General features: G+C 28.5%; 18 protein-coding genes. 6 read left to right on the plus strand and 12 right to left on the minus strand.

The features are described 5' to 3' along the window. Nucleotides 1-6: 6 nt before the first annotated feature. The 3 genes from pth to rsmA all read right to left on the minus strand — a co-directional run bounded on the left by pth (nucleotide 7) and on the right by rsmA (nucleotide 2,486). Nucleotides 7-564, minus strand: coding sequence for an aminoacyl-tRNA hydrolase (pth, locus tag AACK86_RS05790; protein WP_338981834.1), 558 nt, complete (start codon nucleotides 562-564; stop codon nucleotides 7-9). Between the two features lie 67 nt (nucleotides 565-631). After that, a complete protein-coding gene (locus tag AACK86_RS05795) occupies nucleotides 632-1,627 on the minus strand; it encodes a ribose-phosphate pyrophosphokinase (protein ID WP_338981835.1) in 996 nt (331 codons plus the stop codon). Then, nucleotides 1,617-2,486: a 16S rRNA (adenine(1518)-N(6)/adenine(1519)-N(6))-dimethyltransferase RsmA gene (rsmA, locus tag AACK86_RS05800; protein ID WP_338981836.1), complete on the minus strand. Its 870-nt coding sequence runs from the start codon at nucleotides 2,484-2,486 to the stop codon at nucleotides 1,617-1,619. The genes AACK86_RS05795 and rsmA overlap by 11 nt, the downstream gene beginning before the upstream one ends. 916 nt (nucleotides 2,487-3,402) lie before the next feature. Between rsmA and AACK86_RS05805 the strand changes: the two genes are divergently transcribed. From AACK86_RS05805 to AACK86_RS08020, 3 genes are all read left to right on the plus strand, one after another. Further along, entirely contained in the window at nucleotides 3,403-3,555 is a 153-nt protein-coding gene (locus tag AACK86_RS05805) for a hypothetical protein (protein WP_338981837.1), read from the plus strand. 65 nt (nucleotides 3,556-3,620) lie between these two features. Beyond that, a complete protein-coding gene (locus AACK86_RS08015; RefSeq protein WP_422398239.1) occupies nucleotides 3,621-4,073 on the plus strand; it encodes a transposase family protein in 453 nt (150 codons plus the stop codon). Then, nucleotides 4,058-4,450, plus strand: coding sequence for a transposase family protein (locus tag AACK86_RS08020; protein WP_338982695.1), 393 nt, complete (start codon nucleotides 4,058-4,060; stop codon nucleotides 4,448-4,450). Before AACK86_RS08015 ends, AACK86_RS08020 begins: the two co-directional genes overlap by 16 nt. A gap of 522 nt (nucleotides 4,451-4,972) precedes the next feature. Here the strand turns inward: AACK86_RS08020 and pepF are convergent. Continuing rightward, nucleotides 4,973-6,760 (minus strand): oligoendopeptidase F, encoded by a 1,788-nt coding sequence (pepF, locus tag AACK86_RS05815; protein WP_338981839.1) that lies wholly within the window; start codon nucleotides 6,758-6,760, stop codon nucleotides 4,973-4,975. Between the two features lie 113 nt (nucleotides 6,761-6,873). On the opposite strand from pepF, the gene AACK86_RS05820 reads away from it, so the two are divergent. Further along, a complete protein-coding gene (locus AACK86_RS05820) occupies nucleotides 6,874-8,238 on the plus strand; it encodes a M17 family metallopeptidase (RefSeq protein WP_338981840.1) in 1,365 nt (454 codons plus the stop codon). A 92-nt stretch (nucleotides 8,239-8,330) separates the two neighbouring features. On the opposite strand, the gene tuf is transcribed toward AACK86_RS05820, so the two are convergent. The 5 genes from tuf to AACK86_RS05845 all read right to left on the minus strand — a co-directional run bounded on the left by tuf (nucleotide 8,331) and on the right by AACK86_RS05845 (nucleotide 16,174). Further along, nucleotides 8,331-9,518 (minus strand): elongation factor Tu, encoded by a 1,188-nt coding sequence (gene tuf / locus AACK86_RS05825; RefSeq protein WP_338982691.1) that lies wholly within the window; start codon nucleotides 9,516-9,518, stop codon nucleotides 8,331-8,333. A 101-nt stretch (nucleotides 9,519-9,619) separates the two neighbouring features. After that, nucleotides 9,620-11,698, minus strand: a complete 2,079-nt coding sequence (gene fusA, locus AACK86_RS05830; protein WP_338981841.1) for an elongation factor G — start codon at nucleotides 11,696-11,698, stop codon at nucleotides 9,620-9,622. Between the two features lie 21 nt (nucleotides 11,699-11,719). Next, nucleotides 11,720-12,187, minus strand: a complete 468-nt coding sequence (gene rpsG / locus AACK86_RS05835) for a 30S ribosomal protein S7 (RefSeq protein ID WP_338981842.1) — start codon at nucleotides 12,185-12,187, stop codon at nucleotides 11,720-11,722. Between the two features lie 23 nt (nucleotides 12,188-12,210). Next, nucleotides 12,211-12,624 (minus strand): 30S ribosomal protein S12, encoded by a 414-nt coding sequence (rpsL, locus tag AACK86_RS05840; RefSeq protein ID WP_338982693.1) that lies wholly within the window; start codon nucleotides 12,622-12,624, stop codon nucleotides 12,211-12,213. A 169-nt stretch (nucleotides 12,625-12,793) separates the two neighbouring features. Continuing rightward, the gene (locus AACK86_RS05845; protein ID WP_338981843.1) at nucleotides 12,794-16,174 is read right to left on the minus strand and encodes an ABC transporter permease; all 3,381 of its coding nucleotides are present in this window, start codon (nucleotides 16,172-16,174) and stop codon (nucleotides 12,794-12,796) included. A 168-nt stretch (nucleotides 16,175-16,342) separates the two neighbouring features. Between AACK86_RS05845 and AACK86_RS08025 the strand changes: the two genes are divergently transcribed. Together AACK86_RS08025 and AACK86_RS08030 are read left to right on the plus strand one after the other, a co-directional pair. Further along, on the plus strand, nucleotides 16,343-16,795 hold the full coding sequence (locus tag AACK86_RS08025) for a transposase family protein (protein ID WP_338982632.1): 453 nt from the start codon (nucleotides 16,343-16,345) through the stop codon (nucleotides 16,793-16,795). Next, the gene (locus AACK86_RS08030) at nucleotides 16,780-17,172 is read left to right on the plus strand and encodes a transposase family protein (protein ID WP_422398306.1); all 393 of its coding nucleotides are present in this window, start codon (nucleotides 16,780-16,782) and stop codon (nucleotides 17,170-17,172) included. The genes AACK86_RS08025 and AACK86_RS08030 overlap by 16 nt, the downstream gene beginning before the upstream one ends. Before the next feature lie 223 nt (nucleotides 17,173-17,395). Here the strand turns inward: AACK86_RS08030 and AACK86_RS05855 are convergent, their stop codons facing one another. The 3 genes from AACK86_RS05855 to AACK86_RS05865 are packed head-to-tail and all read right to left on the minus strand — an operon-like array spanning nucleotide 17,396 to nucleotide 19,544. Continuing rightward, the gene (locus tag AACK86_RS05855; protein WP_338981845.1) at nucleotides 17,396-17,923 is read right to left on the minus strand and encodes an L-threonylcarbamoyladenylate synthase; all 528 of its coding nucleotides are present in this window, start codon (nucleotides 17,921-17,923) and stop codon (nucleotides 17,396-17,398) included. A 12-nt stretch (nucleotides 17,924-17,935) separates the two neighbouring features. Continuing rightward, nucleotides 17,936-19,141, minus strand: a complete 1,206-nt coding sequence (locus AACK86_RS05860; protein ID WP_338981847.1) for a hypothetical protein — start codon at nucleotides 19,139-19,141, stop codon at nucleotides 17,936-17,938. A gap of 7 nt (nucleotides 19,142-19,148) precedes the next feature. Further along, nucleotides 19,149-19,544, minus strand: coding sequence for a hypothetical protein (locus tag AACK86_RS05865; RefSeq protein WP_338981849.1), 396 nt, complete (start codon nucleotides 19,542-19,544; stop codon nucleotides 19,149-19,151). Nucleotides 19,545-19,752 lie beyond the last annotated feature (208 nt).

Raw genomic sequence — 19,752 nt, forward strand, 5'->3', positions numbered from 1 at the left:
CAAAACTTAATTATAAATATTCATAACTCTTTCAAAATTAAAATCAACAACAAAATCATCAATAATATTTAAAACTTTATTAACTGTGTCATCAATGATTGGTTTTTCTTTATTAGTAAATTTACCTAAAACCCAAGAACTAGTATCATAAGCATTATCTTTACCAATACCAATTTTAATCCGTTTAATTTTATTACTATTTAAACTATTAATAATGCTATTAATACCGTTATGACCACCGCTACTACCGCCATGCCGTAATTTTATAACTCCAAGTTGTAAATCAACATCATCATAAATAACAATGATATCGGATATTGCAATTTTAAAATAATTGGTTATTGATGAAACACTATATCCTGATAAATTCATATATGTTAATGGCTTTAACAAAATAATACTTTCATTATTTTTAATCGTTTTACTATATTGACCATCCATTTTTTTGCTATCTAACTTAATATTTCATTTTTTAACTAAAGCATCAATAATTTGAAAACCAATATTATGTCGCGTATGGACATATTCTTTATCAGGGTTTCCTAGACCTACAATTAATTTCATTTTTTTAACCTTTCGCAAAAAATTCATTAAATAAACAAAACTCGCTAGAATGCGAGTTAATTAATTATTACTCCTGTAAATTTGATAATTTTTTTGAACCAGTAGCATATATTTCTGACAATGATTCACAATTAATAGAAGCATTAATCATCTTCGCTAAAAAACCAGCAATAGAAATTATTTTTAAACCAGTAAATTTTTTTGCTTCTAACAATTCAATTGAATTAGTAACAACAACTTCATTAACAATACCACTAGCAACCGCATTTTTTAATCGTTCCACAGCTTTACCACTAAATATTGGATGCGTGGCAGCAATATATACAGTTTTGGCACCAGCATCTTTTAATGCTTTTGCTGCATTAACAATGGTACCACCCGTATCAATCATATCATCAATAATAATACAGTTTTTATCTTTAATATCACCAAGCACAAATTCAACTTCAGTAACATTAGGTTCAGGGCGTTTTTTAACAACAACTGCTAATTCGCCAGGTAAATAAGTTGTTAAATGTCGCGCTCGGGTAACACCACCATGATCTGGCGATACTACAACAACATTATTAAGTTTTTTTTCTAAAAAATATTCCGCAAAATCATGACTTGATCGTAAATCATCAACAGGAATATCAAAAAAACCTTGAATTTGTGATGAATGAATGTCTACTAACATAATCCGATCAGCACCAGCACCCGTTAACATATTAGCTACTAATTTGGCAGTAATTGGTTGACGCCCTTTTGCTTTCCGATCTTGTCGTGCATAACCAAAATATGGAATTACAACATTAATTTTATTAGCTGATGCTCGTTTTAAAGCATCAATAAAAATTAATAATTGCATTAAATTTTCATTAACTGGAAATGATGTTGATTGAATTACATAAACATCTTTACCACGAACTGACATTAAAGATTCAACAGAAATTTCACCATCCGCAAAATTATTTACTTTTGCTTCCTGTAAAGGAACTTTAAGAATATTACAAATTTCTTGTGCTAATTTTTTACTGGCATTCAATCCAAAAAAAGCAACATGCTCATAACTATTATTTATCATTAAATGACCTCCTCGTTAATATTATATTACCATTATCTTTAACAAAATGGTATAAATTGATAAACTGTTCAATTGTTAACTGTTCGCTTCTAATGGTTAAAGGTAAATTTAATTTTAAAATTAATGATTCAGAAATTTGTTTATTATTAGTAATCACATTTAAATTATTAAGTAAAGTTTTTCTTTTCATAGCAAATAATTTGCGAACAAAATCATTAAATTCTCTTTCATTATCAACTTGATATTTTTTTTGTAAATCAAAATGAACAATTCAACTATCAACATTAGGTTCAGGAAAAAAATTATGACGACTTACTTTTAAAGGAATACTCACTTTACTATAATACTGACAAATTACACTTAAATTACTATATGCTTTATTATCTGGTAAACTAATAATTCTTTGAGCTACTTCCTTTTGCATCATTAATGTAAAACTCGTAAAATATTCAACATTATCTAATAATTTAAATAAAATTGGTGAAGTTAAATAATATGGTAAATTAGCAACAATATGAATTCGTTTAATATTAACAAAATGTTCTTTAATTAATAATGGTAAATTAACATTTAAAAAATCATTATTAATAAGTTTAAAATTTGCTTCATTTTTAAATTGTTCATTTAAAATTGGAATTAATTTTTTATCAATTTCAATGCTAACTACTTTTTGCGCCTTTTTTAAAAGACTAACTGTCATTATTCCTAATCCGGTTCCAATTTCTAAAATACCATCAGTATTCTCACATCTAAAAGTATTCGTAATTTGATTAACGATTTGTTCATTATTTAAAAAATTCTGCCCTCATTTTTTCATCGGATGTAAATTATATTTTAAAAGTACTGCTTGTGGTTTCATTTTCAAATCTTATAATAGTTTTTCATATTATATAATTATAACACATAATTAATGAAATATTTTAAAATTAAATTTTTACTAAAAATTTACCCTCCCGATACTTTACACAATTAAAAAAATATTAAAATCACCATTAAAATCTGCCTTGACCATTTTTATAAAAAGACTTGTACCTTCTCAAAACTTCGTGGTAGGGTATTATTAATATCAATTTTTAAAACAAGTTGATGAAAAAAATAATATTAGTGTTAAAAATGCAATTTATAATTAATTAAAATCAAATAAAGCATAATGAAAGTTTAAAGTCTTGCAACAAATCAGCATTACTCTTGTTACAATATCAAGTAAAAAATAAAATAAAGGATAATAAAATATGAAAAAATGTTTGATAATTTTAGGAGAAACTATCTTAACAGTAGCTGGAACAGTAAGTTTAATTTCTTGTGAAAATAAAAAAAAATAGTTTAACTATAAATAAACCAAATTTGCAACCTAATAAAAATAATAGCGATGCTCAAATCATCAAAGAAAATGAAATATTAAGATACTTTAAAAATAGACTTCTTGCATAACCTATTAAAAAAATTACAAATATTTGTAAAAAGACAGTAATAGAAAAATATAATTTTAATTAATTATGTCTTTTTACAAATATTTGTAATTTTTTTAATAGGTTATGCAAGAAGTGTAATATGCCATAGACTTATGACAAGAACAAGAAGGTTTTTAAAAAAGGGATGGATTTATTTTTTTATTTAAAATTTTTATAAATAACGACAAAATTATAAGGAAGTTTTTAAAAATAGTTTATAATTAAATTCCAATGTAAAAAGATTGCAGATTGTTTTTTGGAGGAAGGCTGTTGAATAAATTTTATTATTAATTAGGAAAAATTTATATAAAGAATTTGATTAATATGAAAAAATTACTAGGAATCTTAGTAACAATAACAATAGCTGGAAGCGGAACAGCAGGACTTGTGGGAAATGCACCAGCTTCAGCAAAAAATAATATTAATTCTTTACAAAAAAATAATTTAGAAACTTTAATTAGAAACAAAAGACATTAGACTTCTTGCGATACTTTTTTTATTAAAATATTCTTATAAAATATAATTTATGAGGATATCAAAATATGAACAATAATAAATTTAATACTCTTAATGATAAAGAATGGTTAAGATTAACAGGAATAAAAAAATCCACTTTTAATAAAATGTTAGATATTTTACAAGTAGCTGAAATAGAAAAATTTAAAAAAGGTGGTAAAACTAATAAATTATCACTAGAAAATAGATTATTGATGACTTTATCATATTGACGAGAATATCAGACTTATTTTCATCTTGGTAAAAATTTCGGAATTAGTGAAGCTAATTGTTATCGGAATATCAAGTGAATTGAAGATACTTTAATTAAAAACTCTGATTTTCAACAACTTGCTGGTAAAAAAGCACTAATAAATGATTATTTTAATGATAAAACTATTATTATTGATGCTACCGAAACTCCAATCCAACGCCCAAAAAAAGACAAAAACAATCTTATTCTGGTAAAAAGAAAAAACACACCATTAAAACACAAGTAATTATCGAACAAGAAACCAGAAAAATTATTGCAACAAGTTTTTCACTTGGGGAAAAACATGATTATGCTTTATTTAAAGAATCAAAAATCTCAATTTTAAAAAATACCAAATTAATAGTTGATAGTGGTTATCAAGGAATACAAAAAATTCACAATAATGTTCTAATACCTACAAAGAAAACAAAGAAAAACCATTTAAATAAAGCACAAAAACAACATAATAGACTAGTTTCAAAAATGAGAATTATTATTGAAAATATTTTTGCTATTCTTAAAAAATTTAAAATTATGACAGAAAAATATCGTAATCGTAGAAAAAGATTTGGTTTAAGATTTAATTTAATTGCCTCAATTTATAATTTGCAATTATTAATTTAACATAAAAGATTTATTTAAAATTAAAGAATTTAAATAATAAATTCATTTTTTGTTGTGGCAAAATATTAATTTTTTAGATAAAAGACATAATTAATTAAAATTATATTTTTCTATTACTGTCTTTTTACAAATATTTGTAATTTTTTTAATAGGTTATGCAAGAAGTCTAATATATAATAATAAATATATTGCTAGTTTTAAAAAAAATATTTTTTAAAACTGGTTTTTGTATAAGTCTCTCTCCTGATTTTAGACTAAGCATTTAGCAACTACCTCTCTATTTTTAATTACTTATATTTATTAAACTTTCCTTGATAAATTCAAAAACTATCAACTCCTTAAAATATAAACATTTTTCTTAACCTTATAATGACATTATTATATCTAAAATTAAATGATTTCCATTGAAACTATTTTCTAAAAATGATATTGTGACCCATTTTAAAAACTAATTTAAAAAAGTGAGAAGTAAACTTCTGACTTTTAACATCTATATTTATACAAGTTAATTTAGTTATTATTTTAAAGCTGTAATAATTTTTCCAATTCATCCAATAACTGCTCTAAATGCTCCATTAACGGCACATAGGTTGCTTCCAGTGCTAAATCAATACCAATATCTTGCAAAATTAACATTGGTTCTTTATGACCCCCTGCTTTAAGAAAATTCAAAATGTTATCCTTATTGCCCTTTTCAAAATCATCATATAACTTAAACGAAGCTGTGACCGAAGTAGCATATTTATAAACATAATAAGTGGAATTAAAGAAATGTAAAATTCGCGGTCAAGCATAAATGCCATCACCAGCAATTTCATCATAAACATCATAACCATACTCAATTGCAACATCTTTAAACAGTTTTGCTAAAATACTAGCATTAATCGGTTGCTCTTGTTCAACTAATTTATGAGCTTCCCATTCAAACTTAGCAAACTGAATTTGACGAAAGAAAGTAGCCATTAAATCATTAATTCTTGTTTCCAATAAATAAATTTGTTCATCTTTTTCTTTAGCTTGCGTATACAGATATTTGAATAAAAGATGCTCATTAAAAGTTGATGCCACTTCTGCTAAAATAATTGGATATTGTGCTAAATTAGGCGGTTGATATTTATTAGAAAATAATGTATGCACGGAATGACCTAATTCATGTGCTAAAGTAGCAACAGATCGTAATGAATCATCCCAATTCATTAAAATAATTGGTTCAACACCTTTGCCTGATGATGAATATGCACCCCCGCGTTTGTTAGTATCTTCAAAATAATCAATCCGCCCTGGTAATAAAGCAATATCTAACATCGTTAAATATTCTTCCCCCAATGGTTGAAAAGCTGCTTTTACCATCAAAATCCCCTGCATCACATCATACTTATTAGTTTCTGTTTTATTCATTAATAAATGATTATCAGTCACATAAAATTTATCTAATTGAAAATATTTTTGTTTAATTTTAATAAAACGCCGATATAAATGAATATATGCTTTTCCAACTTCTAATAAAGTTAAATACATATCTGGCAATACCTTGTCACCTAATAATGATGCTTGCAATGAACTTTCATAGTTTCTTAATTTAACTTCTTCAACACTATATTGAATAATATCTTCATACACTTTAGCTAATGAATGCTTCTTTGTAATTAAATGTTTGTTTAATAAGATACTAGTTTCTTGTCGTAATTTTTGATCTTCTTTGGGGCGCGATAATTGTGCTATTGAAGTTGCTAATGATTCTGTTAATTCCTGTTTTTTACCATCATAATCAAGATATTGTTTTTCCTTATCGGCATATGCTAATAAATCATAAAGTTGATAACTAGTACTTCGCGTTTTAGCAACATTGTTTAATAATTCCTCTTGTTCTTCTGTTAATAAATATTTTACTTTTTCAAAAAATGACCGAAAATCATATTCAAAATTTTTTAATTCCGCATCATTTGCTAACATTTGCATAATTTTTTCCGCACCAATTTGTTTTAATTCCGGTTCAACAAATGACATCTTAGTTTGAATTTTTAATGACTCATTCATCATTAAATTACTTAAATTAATAAATCGTTCATCAGTAGTATCTAAACTACCATAATGTAAATATTGCGAAAGTTTTGCACCTAAAATTTCTCCCGCCTCTGACAATAAAACATATTGCTTAAAATTTTCTTGTTGATGTAATTTTCCTTTTAAATTATACAATTTACTATAATGACTAATATAATTTTGTAACGCCTTCGTTCATTCATCATCACTAGTAAATAAATAACTTAAATCTCATTGATACTTCTTATCAGCATTAATTCGTTTCATTAGTTATATCCTCTTCCCTTATTAATCTATTTTATGATTATATCAATATATTACGGCATTTGTGCAATCAAAAGTGTTATAATTTATATAATTTTATTATTAGGAGGAAAAATATGATTAACTTAACAAAAGAATCACAACAAAACATTGTAACTTTAAAAGCGATTTTTGAAGGCGCAACAATTAAGGACGCCGTCGAAAAATCTGAAGGAAATACAACCTTAATCGACTCAGAAAAAATCCTTTTCGTTTACTTTAAAGAAAAGAAAATGACATTTTGTAAATTACAGCAATGAATGAAAAAATTTAGCAGCACCAACACTCGGGAATTAAATATTGATGTTGCTAGTTTTACAACTGATGATTTTAATGAACAATTGGCATTACAAGCCATTAGTGAAGCCATTTTATATACCCAACATCAAGTAATATCTTATAAACAAGAAAAAAAGCAAGAAAAAGCAAACTATCATCTAATTACTAATATTAGTGATAGCACCGAAATTTTTAACATTGCTCAAATTAAACTAGATAGTGTTAATTTAACAAGAAACTTACAAGATACACCGCCAAACTTAATGTACCCAGAAATCTTTGCCCAAGATATTCAAAAAGTTTTTGAAGGCATTGATAATGTTAAAATTAGTATTTTAGATAAAAAAGCAATTATTGAAAATAAAATGGGTCTTTTACTAGCTGTTGCTAATGGTAGCCACAACGACCCCCGAGTTGTTATAATTGAATACACAGGAAATCCTAATAGCAAAGAAAAAATTGGTTTAGTCGGCAAAGGAATTACCTTTGATTCTGGTGGTTATTCATTAAAACCAGCAGCTTCAATGATTAATATGAAATTTGATATGTCGGGAGCAGCGATTGTTTGTTCAACATTGTTAGCCATTGCTAAAATTAAACCCGCAATTAATGTTGTTGCTGTTGCCTGTTTAACAGAAAATCGCATTGGAGGTCACGCCACCTTAGTTGAAACTGTGGCAACCGCAATGAACGGTAAAACCGTTGAAATCTTAAATACTGATGCTGAAGGACGCTTAGTTTTAGCTGACGGAATTACTTATGCCATTAGAAATAACAACGCTACTAAAATTATTGATGTTGCTACTTTAACCGGAGCAATCGTAGTATCGCTAGGAAAGCACGCTACAGGTGTATTTAGTAATAATAATGATTTTTACCACCAATTTGAACAAGCAAGTAATTTAAGTAAAGAATGCATTTGAAGAATGCCAATATACAAAGAAAATATTGAAGAAATGCAATGCTCACAAATAGCTGACTTAGCAAATATTGGAAAAATTCGGGATATGGGTTCTTCACAAGCTGCTGCTTTCTTACAAGAATTTGTTGAAGAAAAACCTTTCATTCACTTAGATATTGCGGGAACAGCTGATAGCGATTCTCGTGGCAGTGGGGTTATGGTTAAAACACTAATTGAACTTTTAAGTAGAATTAAATACTAATAATAATTTGTAAAATTAAAAAGTTATCTATTAAATTAATAGATAACTTTTTCTTTTCTTTTTTTGTTTTTTTGTTTGTTTTTTTAAAATTTTTATTCTAAAATCTTATTAATTATTCCTGAAGCTACGGTTTTACCACCTTCACGAATAGCAAATTGTGTTCCCTCTTCTAAAGCAACTTTAGTATTTAACTCAACAGTTATTTCAGTATTATCACCAGGCATCACAAAGTCAACACCAGCAGGTAAGGTAACTGTTCCTGTTACATCTGAAGAATGTAAGTAAAATTGTGGTTGATAATTACTTTTAGTTGCCGTATGACGACCACCTTCAGCTTTTGTCAATAAGTAAATTTCTGCTTGAAATTTACTATGAGGCGTAACTGTTCCTGGTTTACATAAAACTTGTCCTCTTCGTACGGCATCTTTTTCAACACCTCGTAACAAGATTCCAACATTATCACCAGCTCTAGCTTCATCTAGTGTTTTGTGACCAGTTTCAATACTTGTAGCAATACTTTTAATTACCTTATCACCAAACCCAACAATTTCTACCGCTTCACCAGGTTTTAATATTCCCCGATCAACAAGACCAGTAGCAACTGTTCCACGACCTGGAACACTTACAACACTTCCAACTGACATCATAAATGGCTTATCTAAATCTCGCTCTGGCGTTGGAATATATTCATCAATAGCTTTCATTAATTCAAGAATTTTTGCTTCTTGTTCGGGATCACCATTTAATGCTTTTAATGCTGAACCTTCAATAATTGGTGTATTGCCACCATCAAAACCATGTTTAGTTAATAATTCTCTAATATCTTCTTCTGCTAAGATTAACATATCAGGATCATCAAGTAAATCAACTTTATTTAAATAAACAACTAATTTTTTAATCCCCACATTTTTAGCCAATAAAACATGCTCATTAGTTTGGGGCATCGCACCATCAGTTGCAGCAACCACTAAAATTGCTCCATCCATCTGTTTTGCACCCGTAATCATATTTTTTACATAATCAGCATGCCCTGGAGCATCAATATGTCCATAATGTCTTGCTTCAGTTTCATAATCAACATGGGCAATATTAATTGTAATCCCTCTTGCTTTCTCTTCTGGTGCAGCATCAATCTCATCATATTTTCTTGCTGTTGCTCCACCTTGTTTTGCTAATACTGAAGTAATCGCTGCTGTTAAAGTTGTTTTACCATGGTCAACATGACCAATTGTTCCAATATTAACATGCGGTTTATTTCTTGAAAATGCTGCTTTTGCCATTTCATTTCTCCCTTTCATTTTTATTACTACTTTTTTTAAAAAAGATATTTATATTTTATCTTAAATTTATCTTAAAATTCAAGTTGCTAACAATAAAATTATTATCCTTGTTTTGAATTTTGAGCAACAATTTTTTCACTAACCGATTTTGGTGTTTCTTGATAGTTAGAAAACTGCATTGTATAACTTGCTCGCCCTTGTGTAAAGGTCCTCAGATCAGTTGCATACCCAAACATTTCTGCTAACGGTACTTTAGCTTTAATAACTTGAATATTACCTCTTTGCTCACTGCCTTCAATCTGACCTCTTCTTGAAGAAAGATTTCCGATCACATCACCATAATATGCTTCTGGTGCTACAACTTCAACAGTCATAATTGGTTCTAACAATACTGGCTGCGAATGCTTCTTAATTTCTTTTAAAGACATTGAAGCCGCAATCTTAAATGCCATCTCTGATGAATCAACATCATGATATGACCCATCAAATAATGTTGCTTTAATATTAATTAATGGATAGCCCGCTAAAACACCACCAGATAAACTAGCTTCTAGTCCCGCTTTAACAGAACCAATATATTCGCGGGGAACTCTACCACCAACAATCTTATCAATAAATTCAAATCCTTTATCTGGATTAGGTTCAAATTTAATTCATACATGCCCATATTGTCCACGACCACCTGATTGTTTAATATATTTACCTTCACAATCAGATGAGGCTTTAATAGTTTCACGATATGATACTTGTGGATTTCCAACATTTACTTCAACTTTAAATTCTCGTTTCATGCGATCAACAATAATATCAAGATGTAATTCACCCATTCCCGCAACAATTGTTTGTCCAGTTTCATTATCAGTTCATGTTTTAAATGTTGGATCCTCCTCAGCAAGTTTTGATAGCGCTAAACTCATTTTATCTTGATCAGCTTTAGTTTTTGGTTCTAATGCTAAAGAAATAACTGGTTCGGGAAAAATCATTGATTCTAAAACAATCGCATGCTTCTCATCACACAAAGTATCACCAGTTGTTGTATCTTTCAAACCAACAGCCGCTGCAATATCACCAGCATATACTTCTTGAATTTCTTCACGATTATTAGCATGCATTTTTAATAATCTTCCAATGCGTTGTTGTTTATCTTTAGTAGCATTCAAGATATAAGAACCTGAGTTTAATACGCCTGAATAAACACGAAAGAAAGTTAACTTTCCGACATAAGGGTCAGTCATAATTTTAAATGCTAAGGCAGCAAAAGGTTCATCATCAGATGCTTTTCTTTCTGCTTCTTCACCATTACGAAGCACTCCTTTAATAGCTGGGATATCTAATGGCGATGGTAAATAATCAACAACCGCATCTAATAACAACTTAACCCCTTTATTTTTAAACGCTGATCCACAAACAACAGGAAAGAATTCAGCTGTTAAAGTAGCATTACGAATCGCTCGTTTAATTTGTTCAACACCAATCGCTTCGCCTTCTAAATATTGCATCGCTAACTCATCATCAAGTTTAGCAAGTGTTTCAATTAAACTACTGCGCTTTTCTTTAACTAATTCTTGTAATTCATTAGGGATCTGAATTTCCTCTACTGTTTCATTAGCATCATTTTGATTATAATGATATGCTTTCATTTCAATCAAATCAATAATACCATCAAAATTATCTTCACTACCAATTGGCAATTGAATTGGATGAGCATTACCTTGTAAACGGTCATAAATTGTATTAATAGAATATAAGAAGTCAGCACCAATTTTATCCATTTTATTAATAAACACAATTCTTGGTACCTTGTAAGTATTTGCTTGCCTTCAAACTGTTTCTGTTTGTGGTTCCACACCTGACTGCGCATCTAAAACCACAACTGCACCATCTAATACTCGTAATGACCGCTCTACTTCAACAGTAAAATCAACATGCCCTGGCGTATCAATAAGATTAAGTCTGAATTCTCTTCAAACCGCTGTTGTTGCCGCTGAAGTAATCGTAATGCCGCGTTCTTGTTCTTGAGCCATTCAATCCATTTGTGAACCACCATCATGGGTTTCTCTAGCTTTACGAATTCTTTTAGTATGTACCAAAATTCTTTCAGTAACCGTAGTCTTACCAGCATCAATATGGGCTATAACACCCATATTGCGAATTTTTTTTAAACTATATTCTCTTGGCATCCTCTATCTACTCCTCTTAAATTATCAACGATAATTAGCAAAGGCTTTGTTCGCATCTGCCATTTTTTCGGTGTCCTCTTTTTTCTTAACAGCGCCGCCTGTACCATTTGATGCATCAATAATTTCTGCTGCTATCTTTTCTTCCATACATTTTCCATTACGAGTATGTGAATAATTAATTAATCATCTAAGAGCCAATGTCATTTTTCGCCCTTCATATACCTCAATAGGTACTTGATAATTAGCACCACCAATTCTTCTTACTTTCAACTCCAATTGGGGTGAAACATTATTTAATGCTTTATTAAAAATATCCAATGGATCATCATTTGTTTTTTCTTTAATAATATCAAAAGCTTTATAAAGAATTGCTTGGGCAATTCCTCTTTTACCATCAACCATAATTTTATTAATTGCTCTCGTAACCAACTTTGAATTATATATTGGATCTGGTAAAACATCTCGTTTTTCTGCTCCTCTTTTACGCATATAATAACTCCTTTCTTAAAGTATTACTTTTTAGGTTTCTTTGTTCCATAAATTGAACGACCTTGTTTTCGCCCTTCAACACCAGCCGCATCTAAAACACCACGAATAACTCGATAGCGCACTCCTGGTAAATCCTTCGTTCTTCCGCCTTGAATAAGTACCACTGAATGCTCCTGCAAGTTATGTCCTTCACCAGGAATATATACTGTTACTTCTTCACCATTAGTTAGTCGAACACGAGTAATCTTTCTTAAAGCCGAGTTAGGTTTCTTTGGCGTTTTTGTTAGCACCTTTTTACATACTCCTCGTTTTTGGGGAGAAAAATCAGTAGTTTCCTCTTTTTCTAATGAATTATATCCTAGTCCTAATGACGGTGAATTTGACTTACGATCCTTTTTATTTCTTGAATTGCGAATCAATTGATTAATTGTTGGCATAATTAATACTCCTTTCATTCTTTCATCGTGTTATTATTTTATACACACGATACCGTGCGTATCTAAATAAAGTCCTTTATAATAATAACTAATTTATTATAAAAATGCAACATATCCCCAAAATAAAATCTAGAACTTATATATAATTAAGTTCTAGATTTTAGAATAACTAACTACCTTGATAACAAATAGGACAACTATCATTAGTAAATATATAATTTGGATATTGCGAATGATAATGCTCTGCAATTGCTGATGCATCAAATTGTTGATTAACAACAGATTTATTATATGTTTCTTGCTTTGGCAAATTAATATTTAATGCTGGTTGTTCATAATAATTAGATTTTGTTTGATATCTTGCTTGCACATACCCTTGTGGATAGGAAACTGCTTCTTGTATTCCTACTGGATTAGCTTGGCGTTGCATTGTTTGGTCAAAAATTCCATAAGAACGACTTTCATGATTTTTCTTTTTGTTATTTTTTGATTTCTTATCTTCTTCAATCGGATTATATTCATACACCGGACTTTCTAACTCATCTGGTTTTCCTGGAAGATTAGCAAATAAAAATTTTTTTGTCTCTTGTGGATCAATTTCAACAGTTTTTCCTGTCATCGGTGAATGATAATAAATTTTATTAGGATCAATCTTTGTATCCACTTCATCATCTTGATTAAATCAATTTCCTGAATTATTTAAAACTGTATTGACATAAAGATTTGGATTTTGATGACTTTCACTAGCAAATAATTGCTTCCCACAACCATATTCTCCATTACCAGTTTGAACACTATTACTCATTATTGGTTGTTTAACATCACCATACTCCAATTCACTTGGAGCAACATATGAATACTGCGATTGCTCAACTTGTAGATTTTGATTATTAATATCCCCTTGGTTCTTATCATCAGCTTCCTTTTGCTCACCTAATGCCACCATTTGTTCCTGAACTTGTGAATATTGCTGTCCTTGATAATACCCATTAGTAAATAATTGCTTCCCACAACCATATTCTCCATTACCAGTTTGAACACTATTACTCATTATTGGTTGTTTAACATCACCATACTCCAATTCACTTGGAGCAACATATGAATACTGCGATTGCTCAACTTGTAGATTTTGATTATTAATATCCCCTTGGTTCTTATCATCAGCTTCCTTTTGCTCACCTAATGCCACCATTTGTTCCTGAACTTGTGAATATTGCTGTCCTTGATAATACCCATTAGTAAATAATTGCTTCCCACAACCATATTCTCCATTACCAGTTTGAACACTATTACTCATTATTGGTTGTTTAACATCACCATACTCCAATTCACTTGGAGCAACATATGAATACTGCGATTGCTCAACTTGTAGATTTTGATTATTAATATCCCCTTGGTTCTTATCATCAGCTTCCTTTTGCTCACCTAATGCCACCATTTGTTCCTGAACTTGTGAATATTGCTGTCCTTGATAATACCCATTAGTAAATAATTGCTTCCCACAACCATATTCTCCATTACCAGTTTGAACACTATTACTCATTATTGGTTGTTTAACATCACCATACTCCAATTCACTTGGAGCAACATATGAATACTGCGATTGCTCAACTTGTAGATTTTGATTATTAATATCCCCTTGGTTCTTATCATCAGCTTCCTTTTGCTCACCTAATGCCACCATTTGTTCCTGAACTTGTGAATATTGCTGTCCTTGATAATACCCATTAGTAAATAATTGCTTCCCACAACCATATTCTCCATTACTAGTTTGAACACTATTACTCATTATTGGTTGTTTAACATCACCATACTCCAATTCACTTGGAGCAACATATGAATACTGCGATTGCTCAACTTGTAGATTTTGATTATTAATATCCCCTTGGTTCTTATCATCAGCTTCCTTTTGCTCACCTAATGCCACCATTTGTTCCTGAACTTGTGAATATTGCTGTCCTTGATAATACCCATTAGTAAATAATTGCTTCCCACAACCATATTCTCCATTACCAGTTTGAACACTATTACTCATTATTGGTTGTTTAACATCACCATACTCCAATTCACTTGGAGCAACATATGAATACTGCGATTGCTCAACTTGTAGATTTTGATTATTAATATCCCCTTGGTTCTTATCATCAGCTTCCTTTTGCTCACCTAATGCCACCATTTGTTCCTGAACTTGTGAATATTGCTGTCCTTGATAATACCCATTAGTAAATAATTGCTTCCCACAACCATATTCTCCATTACCAGTTTGAACACTATTACTCATTATTGGTTGTTTAACATCACCATACTCCAATTCACTTGGAGCAACATATGAATACTGCGATTGCTCAACTTGTAGATTTTGATTATTAATATCCCCTTGGTTCTTATCATCAGCTTCCTTTTGCTCACCTAATGCCACCATTTGTTCCTGAACTTGTGAATATTGTTGTCCTTGATAATACCCATTAGTAAATAATTGCTTCCCACAACCATATTCTCCATTACCAGTTTGAACACTATTACTCATTATTGGTTGTTTAACATCACCATACTCCAATTCACTTGGAGCAACATATGAATACTGCGATTGCTCAACTTGTAGATTTTGATTATTAATATCCCCGTGGTTCTTATCATCAGCTTCCTTTTGTTCATCTGATGATATCACATTATTTTTTGAATCTAACTGTTGTTGCTCATTACTCGCAACTCCCTGCTCCTCAGTAACTAATGAGCTAAATAACACCTCATCTGTTTTAATTTCTTCATAAATCGGTTCTGCAATTATTTTACGAACCTCACCATCATCTTTATTCTCTTTTAACAACATTGGATTTAAAATATCTGGTAAGGACGCTTTTGAGTTTACCACCAACTTATTGCTATCAATTTCATTAGTTTCATAGTCTTTATCATTTAAAAGCTCTGAATGTAACTTTTCTTTTACTAAAAACAATGATTGTTGTGCTTGAATATTATTTTTTCTAATATTTGCAATTTCGTTATTAATATCTAAATGATCTTCATTACTAATTTCTCTAGCACCCACAGTAACAATATTACCAATTTGGTATTCTTTATGATTAATAGAATTTTTAATTAATGATAAGAAAGAATTTTGTAAAAAAAATAACCCCATTGCTAAAACTGCTAAAATAAATGAAAATCATCATATTCCCGTAAAAATAATCATTAAAATCAAAATAGTAAAAATAATTCCCGTTAAAGCAAAATTTGTATAAAATAGTCTAATTGCCACTTTATAATTTTTACGATGACGAATTTGTGATATTACTATTGTTACTAAAACAAAAAATAGAGTAATTAAAATTCCAAAAAATACATAAATTACAAGATTACTCATTAAATTATCTTTTAATTTAATTAATGCAAAAGAAAAATTTTCTTTACCAAATCTTAAAAATAATTTTTCTAACCAAATCTCGTTAGTAATAAAATTAAAAATAATTGGCATTGATAACACTAATAAAAATATCCCTAAAAGCGTAGCTAAAAATATCATTATTGCTCCCATAATCATTAATGTCATTGCTTTTCTCCCCTTAATATACATTTACTTAAATTCAAGAAATAAACCATTATTTTCCTTTTATTTTATTAAATTATACACCATTTTATAAAAAAATTATTAGACTTCTTGCGATACCTTTTTTATTAAAATATTCTTATAAAATATAATTTATGAGGATATCAAAATATGAACAATAATAAATTTAATACTCTTAATGATAAAGAATGGTTAAGATTAACAGGAATAAAAAAATCCACTTTTAATAAAATGTTAGATATTTTACAAGTAGCTGAAATAGAAAAATTTAAAAAAGGTGGTAAAACTAATAAATTATCACTAGAAAATAGATTATTGATGACTTTATCATATTGACGAGAATATCAGACTTATTTTCATCTTGGTAAAAATTTCGGAATTAGTGAAGCTAATTGTTATCGGAATATCAAGTGAATTGAAGATATTTTAATTAAAAACTCTGATTTTCAACAACTTGCTGGTAAAAAAGCACTAATAAATGATTATTTTAATGATAAAACTATTATTATTGATGCTACCGAAACTCCAATCCAACGCCCAAAAAAAGACAAAAACAATCTTATTCTGGTAAAAAGAAAAAACACACCATTAAAACACAAGTAATTATCGAACAAGAAACCAGAAAAATTATTGCAACAAGTTTTTCACTTGGGAAAAAACATGATTATGCTTTATTTAAAGAATCAAAAATCCCAATTTTAAAAAATACCAAATTAATAGTTGATAGTGGTTATCAAGGAATACAAAAAATTCACAATAATGTTCTAATACCTACAAAGAAAACAAAGAAAAACCATTTAAATAAAGCACAAAAACAACATAATAGACTAGTTTCAAAAATGAGAATTATTATTGAAAATATTTTTGCTATTCTTAAAAAATTTAAAATTATGACAGAAAAATATCGTAATCGTAGAAAAAGATTTGGTTTAAGATTTAATTTAATTGCCTCAATTTATAATTTGCAATTATTAATTTAACATAAAAGATTTATTTAAAATTAAAGAATTTAAATAATAAATTCATTTTTTGTTGTGGCAAAATATTAATTTTTTAGATAAAAGACATAATTAATTAAAATTATATTTTTCTATTACTGTCTTTTTACAAATATTTGTAATTTTTTTAATATGTTATGCAAGAAGTCTATTATTAATTAAATTAATATATAAAAAATATTAATACAATAACACCTAATATAACTTATGAACGAATAATAACAATCTCGCTACTTGTAGCATCAATAATTGTTGAAGCCTTTTGGTCAATAATACCCCGATCAACAATAAAATCAACTTCAAGTTTATTCTCATTAACAGTTATAATTGGATTTTCATTATGAATATTAGCACTAGTGGCAAATAGTGGTCCTGTTTGATAAATAATATCTTGTAACCAGCGATAATTGGTAATTCTAATCGCTATCGTTTCTGTGGCATTCACTTTTTGTTTAACAATAATTGTTATTTTCCCCTGAGGATACAATTCATATAACTGTTCAACTTGCGAAGTAATAACCCCAATATCTTTTGCCATTGCAATATCACTAACAATAACTGCCAATGGTTTATTTTTATCTCTTAATTTTAAATGCGAAATTCTTTTAGCGACAAATTGCGAAGAATAAATTCCCACTAAACCATATACTGTATCGGTAGGAACAATACCAACTTGTTCGTTTAATAAATTATGAATAACAAGATTTTTTTGTTCTAATGATAATATTTGCATAAACTAATAAAACTATCTCAACGCCGTTTCTTGCAAATACTTTTTAATATCATTATTCATAATAGTTATTCCTTCATTAAGACTTTTCTTAAAAGCAGAACGATTAGTACTATAAAACTTATTTACATTATTAGCATAAGAATTAAATCATTTACGAGCTAAATCAGAAATAAATTTACTATCTAATTTATATAAAATAGCATCTTTTAAATATCCAAAAAGCGGTTCGTGTTCTAACGCCACAGGATAGATTAAAAGCATTATCTGATCAATCTCAAGATCAAAACCATGGTCATAGCGATTATAAAAAATATTAATTAACTTGGCAACGCGAGAATTACTTTGTGCCATATTAATACGATGCAATTCCTGAACTAAAACAAAATCCTTTTCATATTCATTTTTAATTTGCTGTGTAAATCCCATTGTTGCTGGTGTAATAGTTGGTAACGGATTGACAACTCCCAAACTATTAAATTCTTCATTTTCTTTTATTAATGATTTAATATTATTATCCTGTAATAAATTTTCTTTAGCATAAAAGTCATTAATATCTTCGTTTTTAATATTCATTGTGGCACTTAAACTATCATTATAACTCGGATGATTTACATAACCAGCATAAACATTATTAATATTAGGAATATATTCCGTTTTTGGTTCTTTATTATTATATTTCATATTTTGTAAATTAGAATTTAAACTAAACGGTGTTCCATCCTCAAAACTATTTTTTAATAGCAAGTTATATTTTAATAATGAATTATAATTCATTGCAAAATCAATAATAGCAATAATTTTAGCAAGGATTATTACTCCGCCGATAATTCAAATTGAACAACTATTTAACCACGAAATACTTAAACCACTATTACCACCATCCATTGCTAATGATATTTGCGAATAAAAAGATAACATTAAAGATATTACCATTGATAATGATAATAAAAAAATTCAAGCAATAAGATATTTACTTTGTTTAGTTTTATAATTTTTAAAATTTAAAAATAAAGCAACAGCAATACTTATTAAACTAATAAGTAGCGATAACAATGGTAACAAAAGAATTTTTGTTGAAGACAATAATAAAGAATCTTTAAAAACATCACTTCAAAGAACAAATTCACTACTTAGGTAATTAGCAATAATAAAATATACAAGGTTTCATATTAATATTACATTAGCAATTAAATAAAACCATTTTTCTTTTCTAATCATATTATCTCTACCTCACACTAGAAACTAATTCTACTTTATTAGATGCTTTTTTTCGCGTTCTAATAATTTTTTTATATTTGTAATTATATCACACAACAATTGCATTAAATATTAAGATCGGAATAAATATTAAAAAAACTAAATAATCCTCATTCTGATAAACAGCATTTCCCACACTAATCGGCAATTTTCTTAAACTAAAAAAAGTCGTTATCATTAACAAAATAAAAGTAGTATAAATAAGAAAACGATTCAAAAGATATCATTGATAATAATCACTAACAGTTAAAAATGGCCGGTTCCACAGCCGATAAAACTTAATCATAATAAATAATACTTCACTTAAATAAAGAACAGCAACAATGCTAATACCAATAGCTCAAATTAACGCTGAAAACTCCAATGGGGCTGCTTTATAATCTATATGTAAAATAATAAAGTGTTCAAATGACTAAAAAACAATAATAGACTTCTTGCATAACCTATTAAAAAATTACAAATATTTGTAAAAAGACAGTAATAGAAAAATATAATTTTAATTAATTATGTCTTTTATCTAAAAAATTAATATTTTGCCACAACAAAAAATGAATTTATTATTTAAATTCTTT

Origin of the sequence: Spiroplasma endosymbiont of Eupeodes luniger (genome assembly GCF_964019525.1) — a bacterium.
Lineage (GTDB): Bacteria > Bacillota_I > Bacilli_A > Mycoplasmatales > Nriv7 > Nriv7.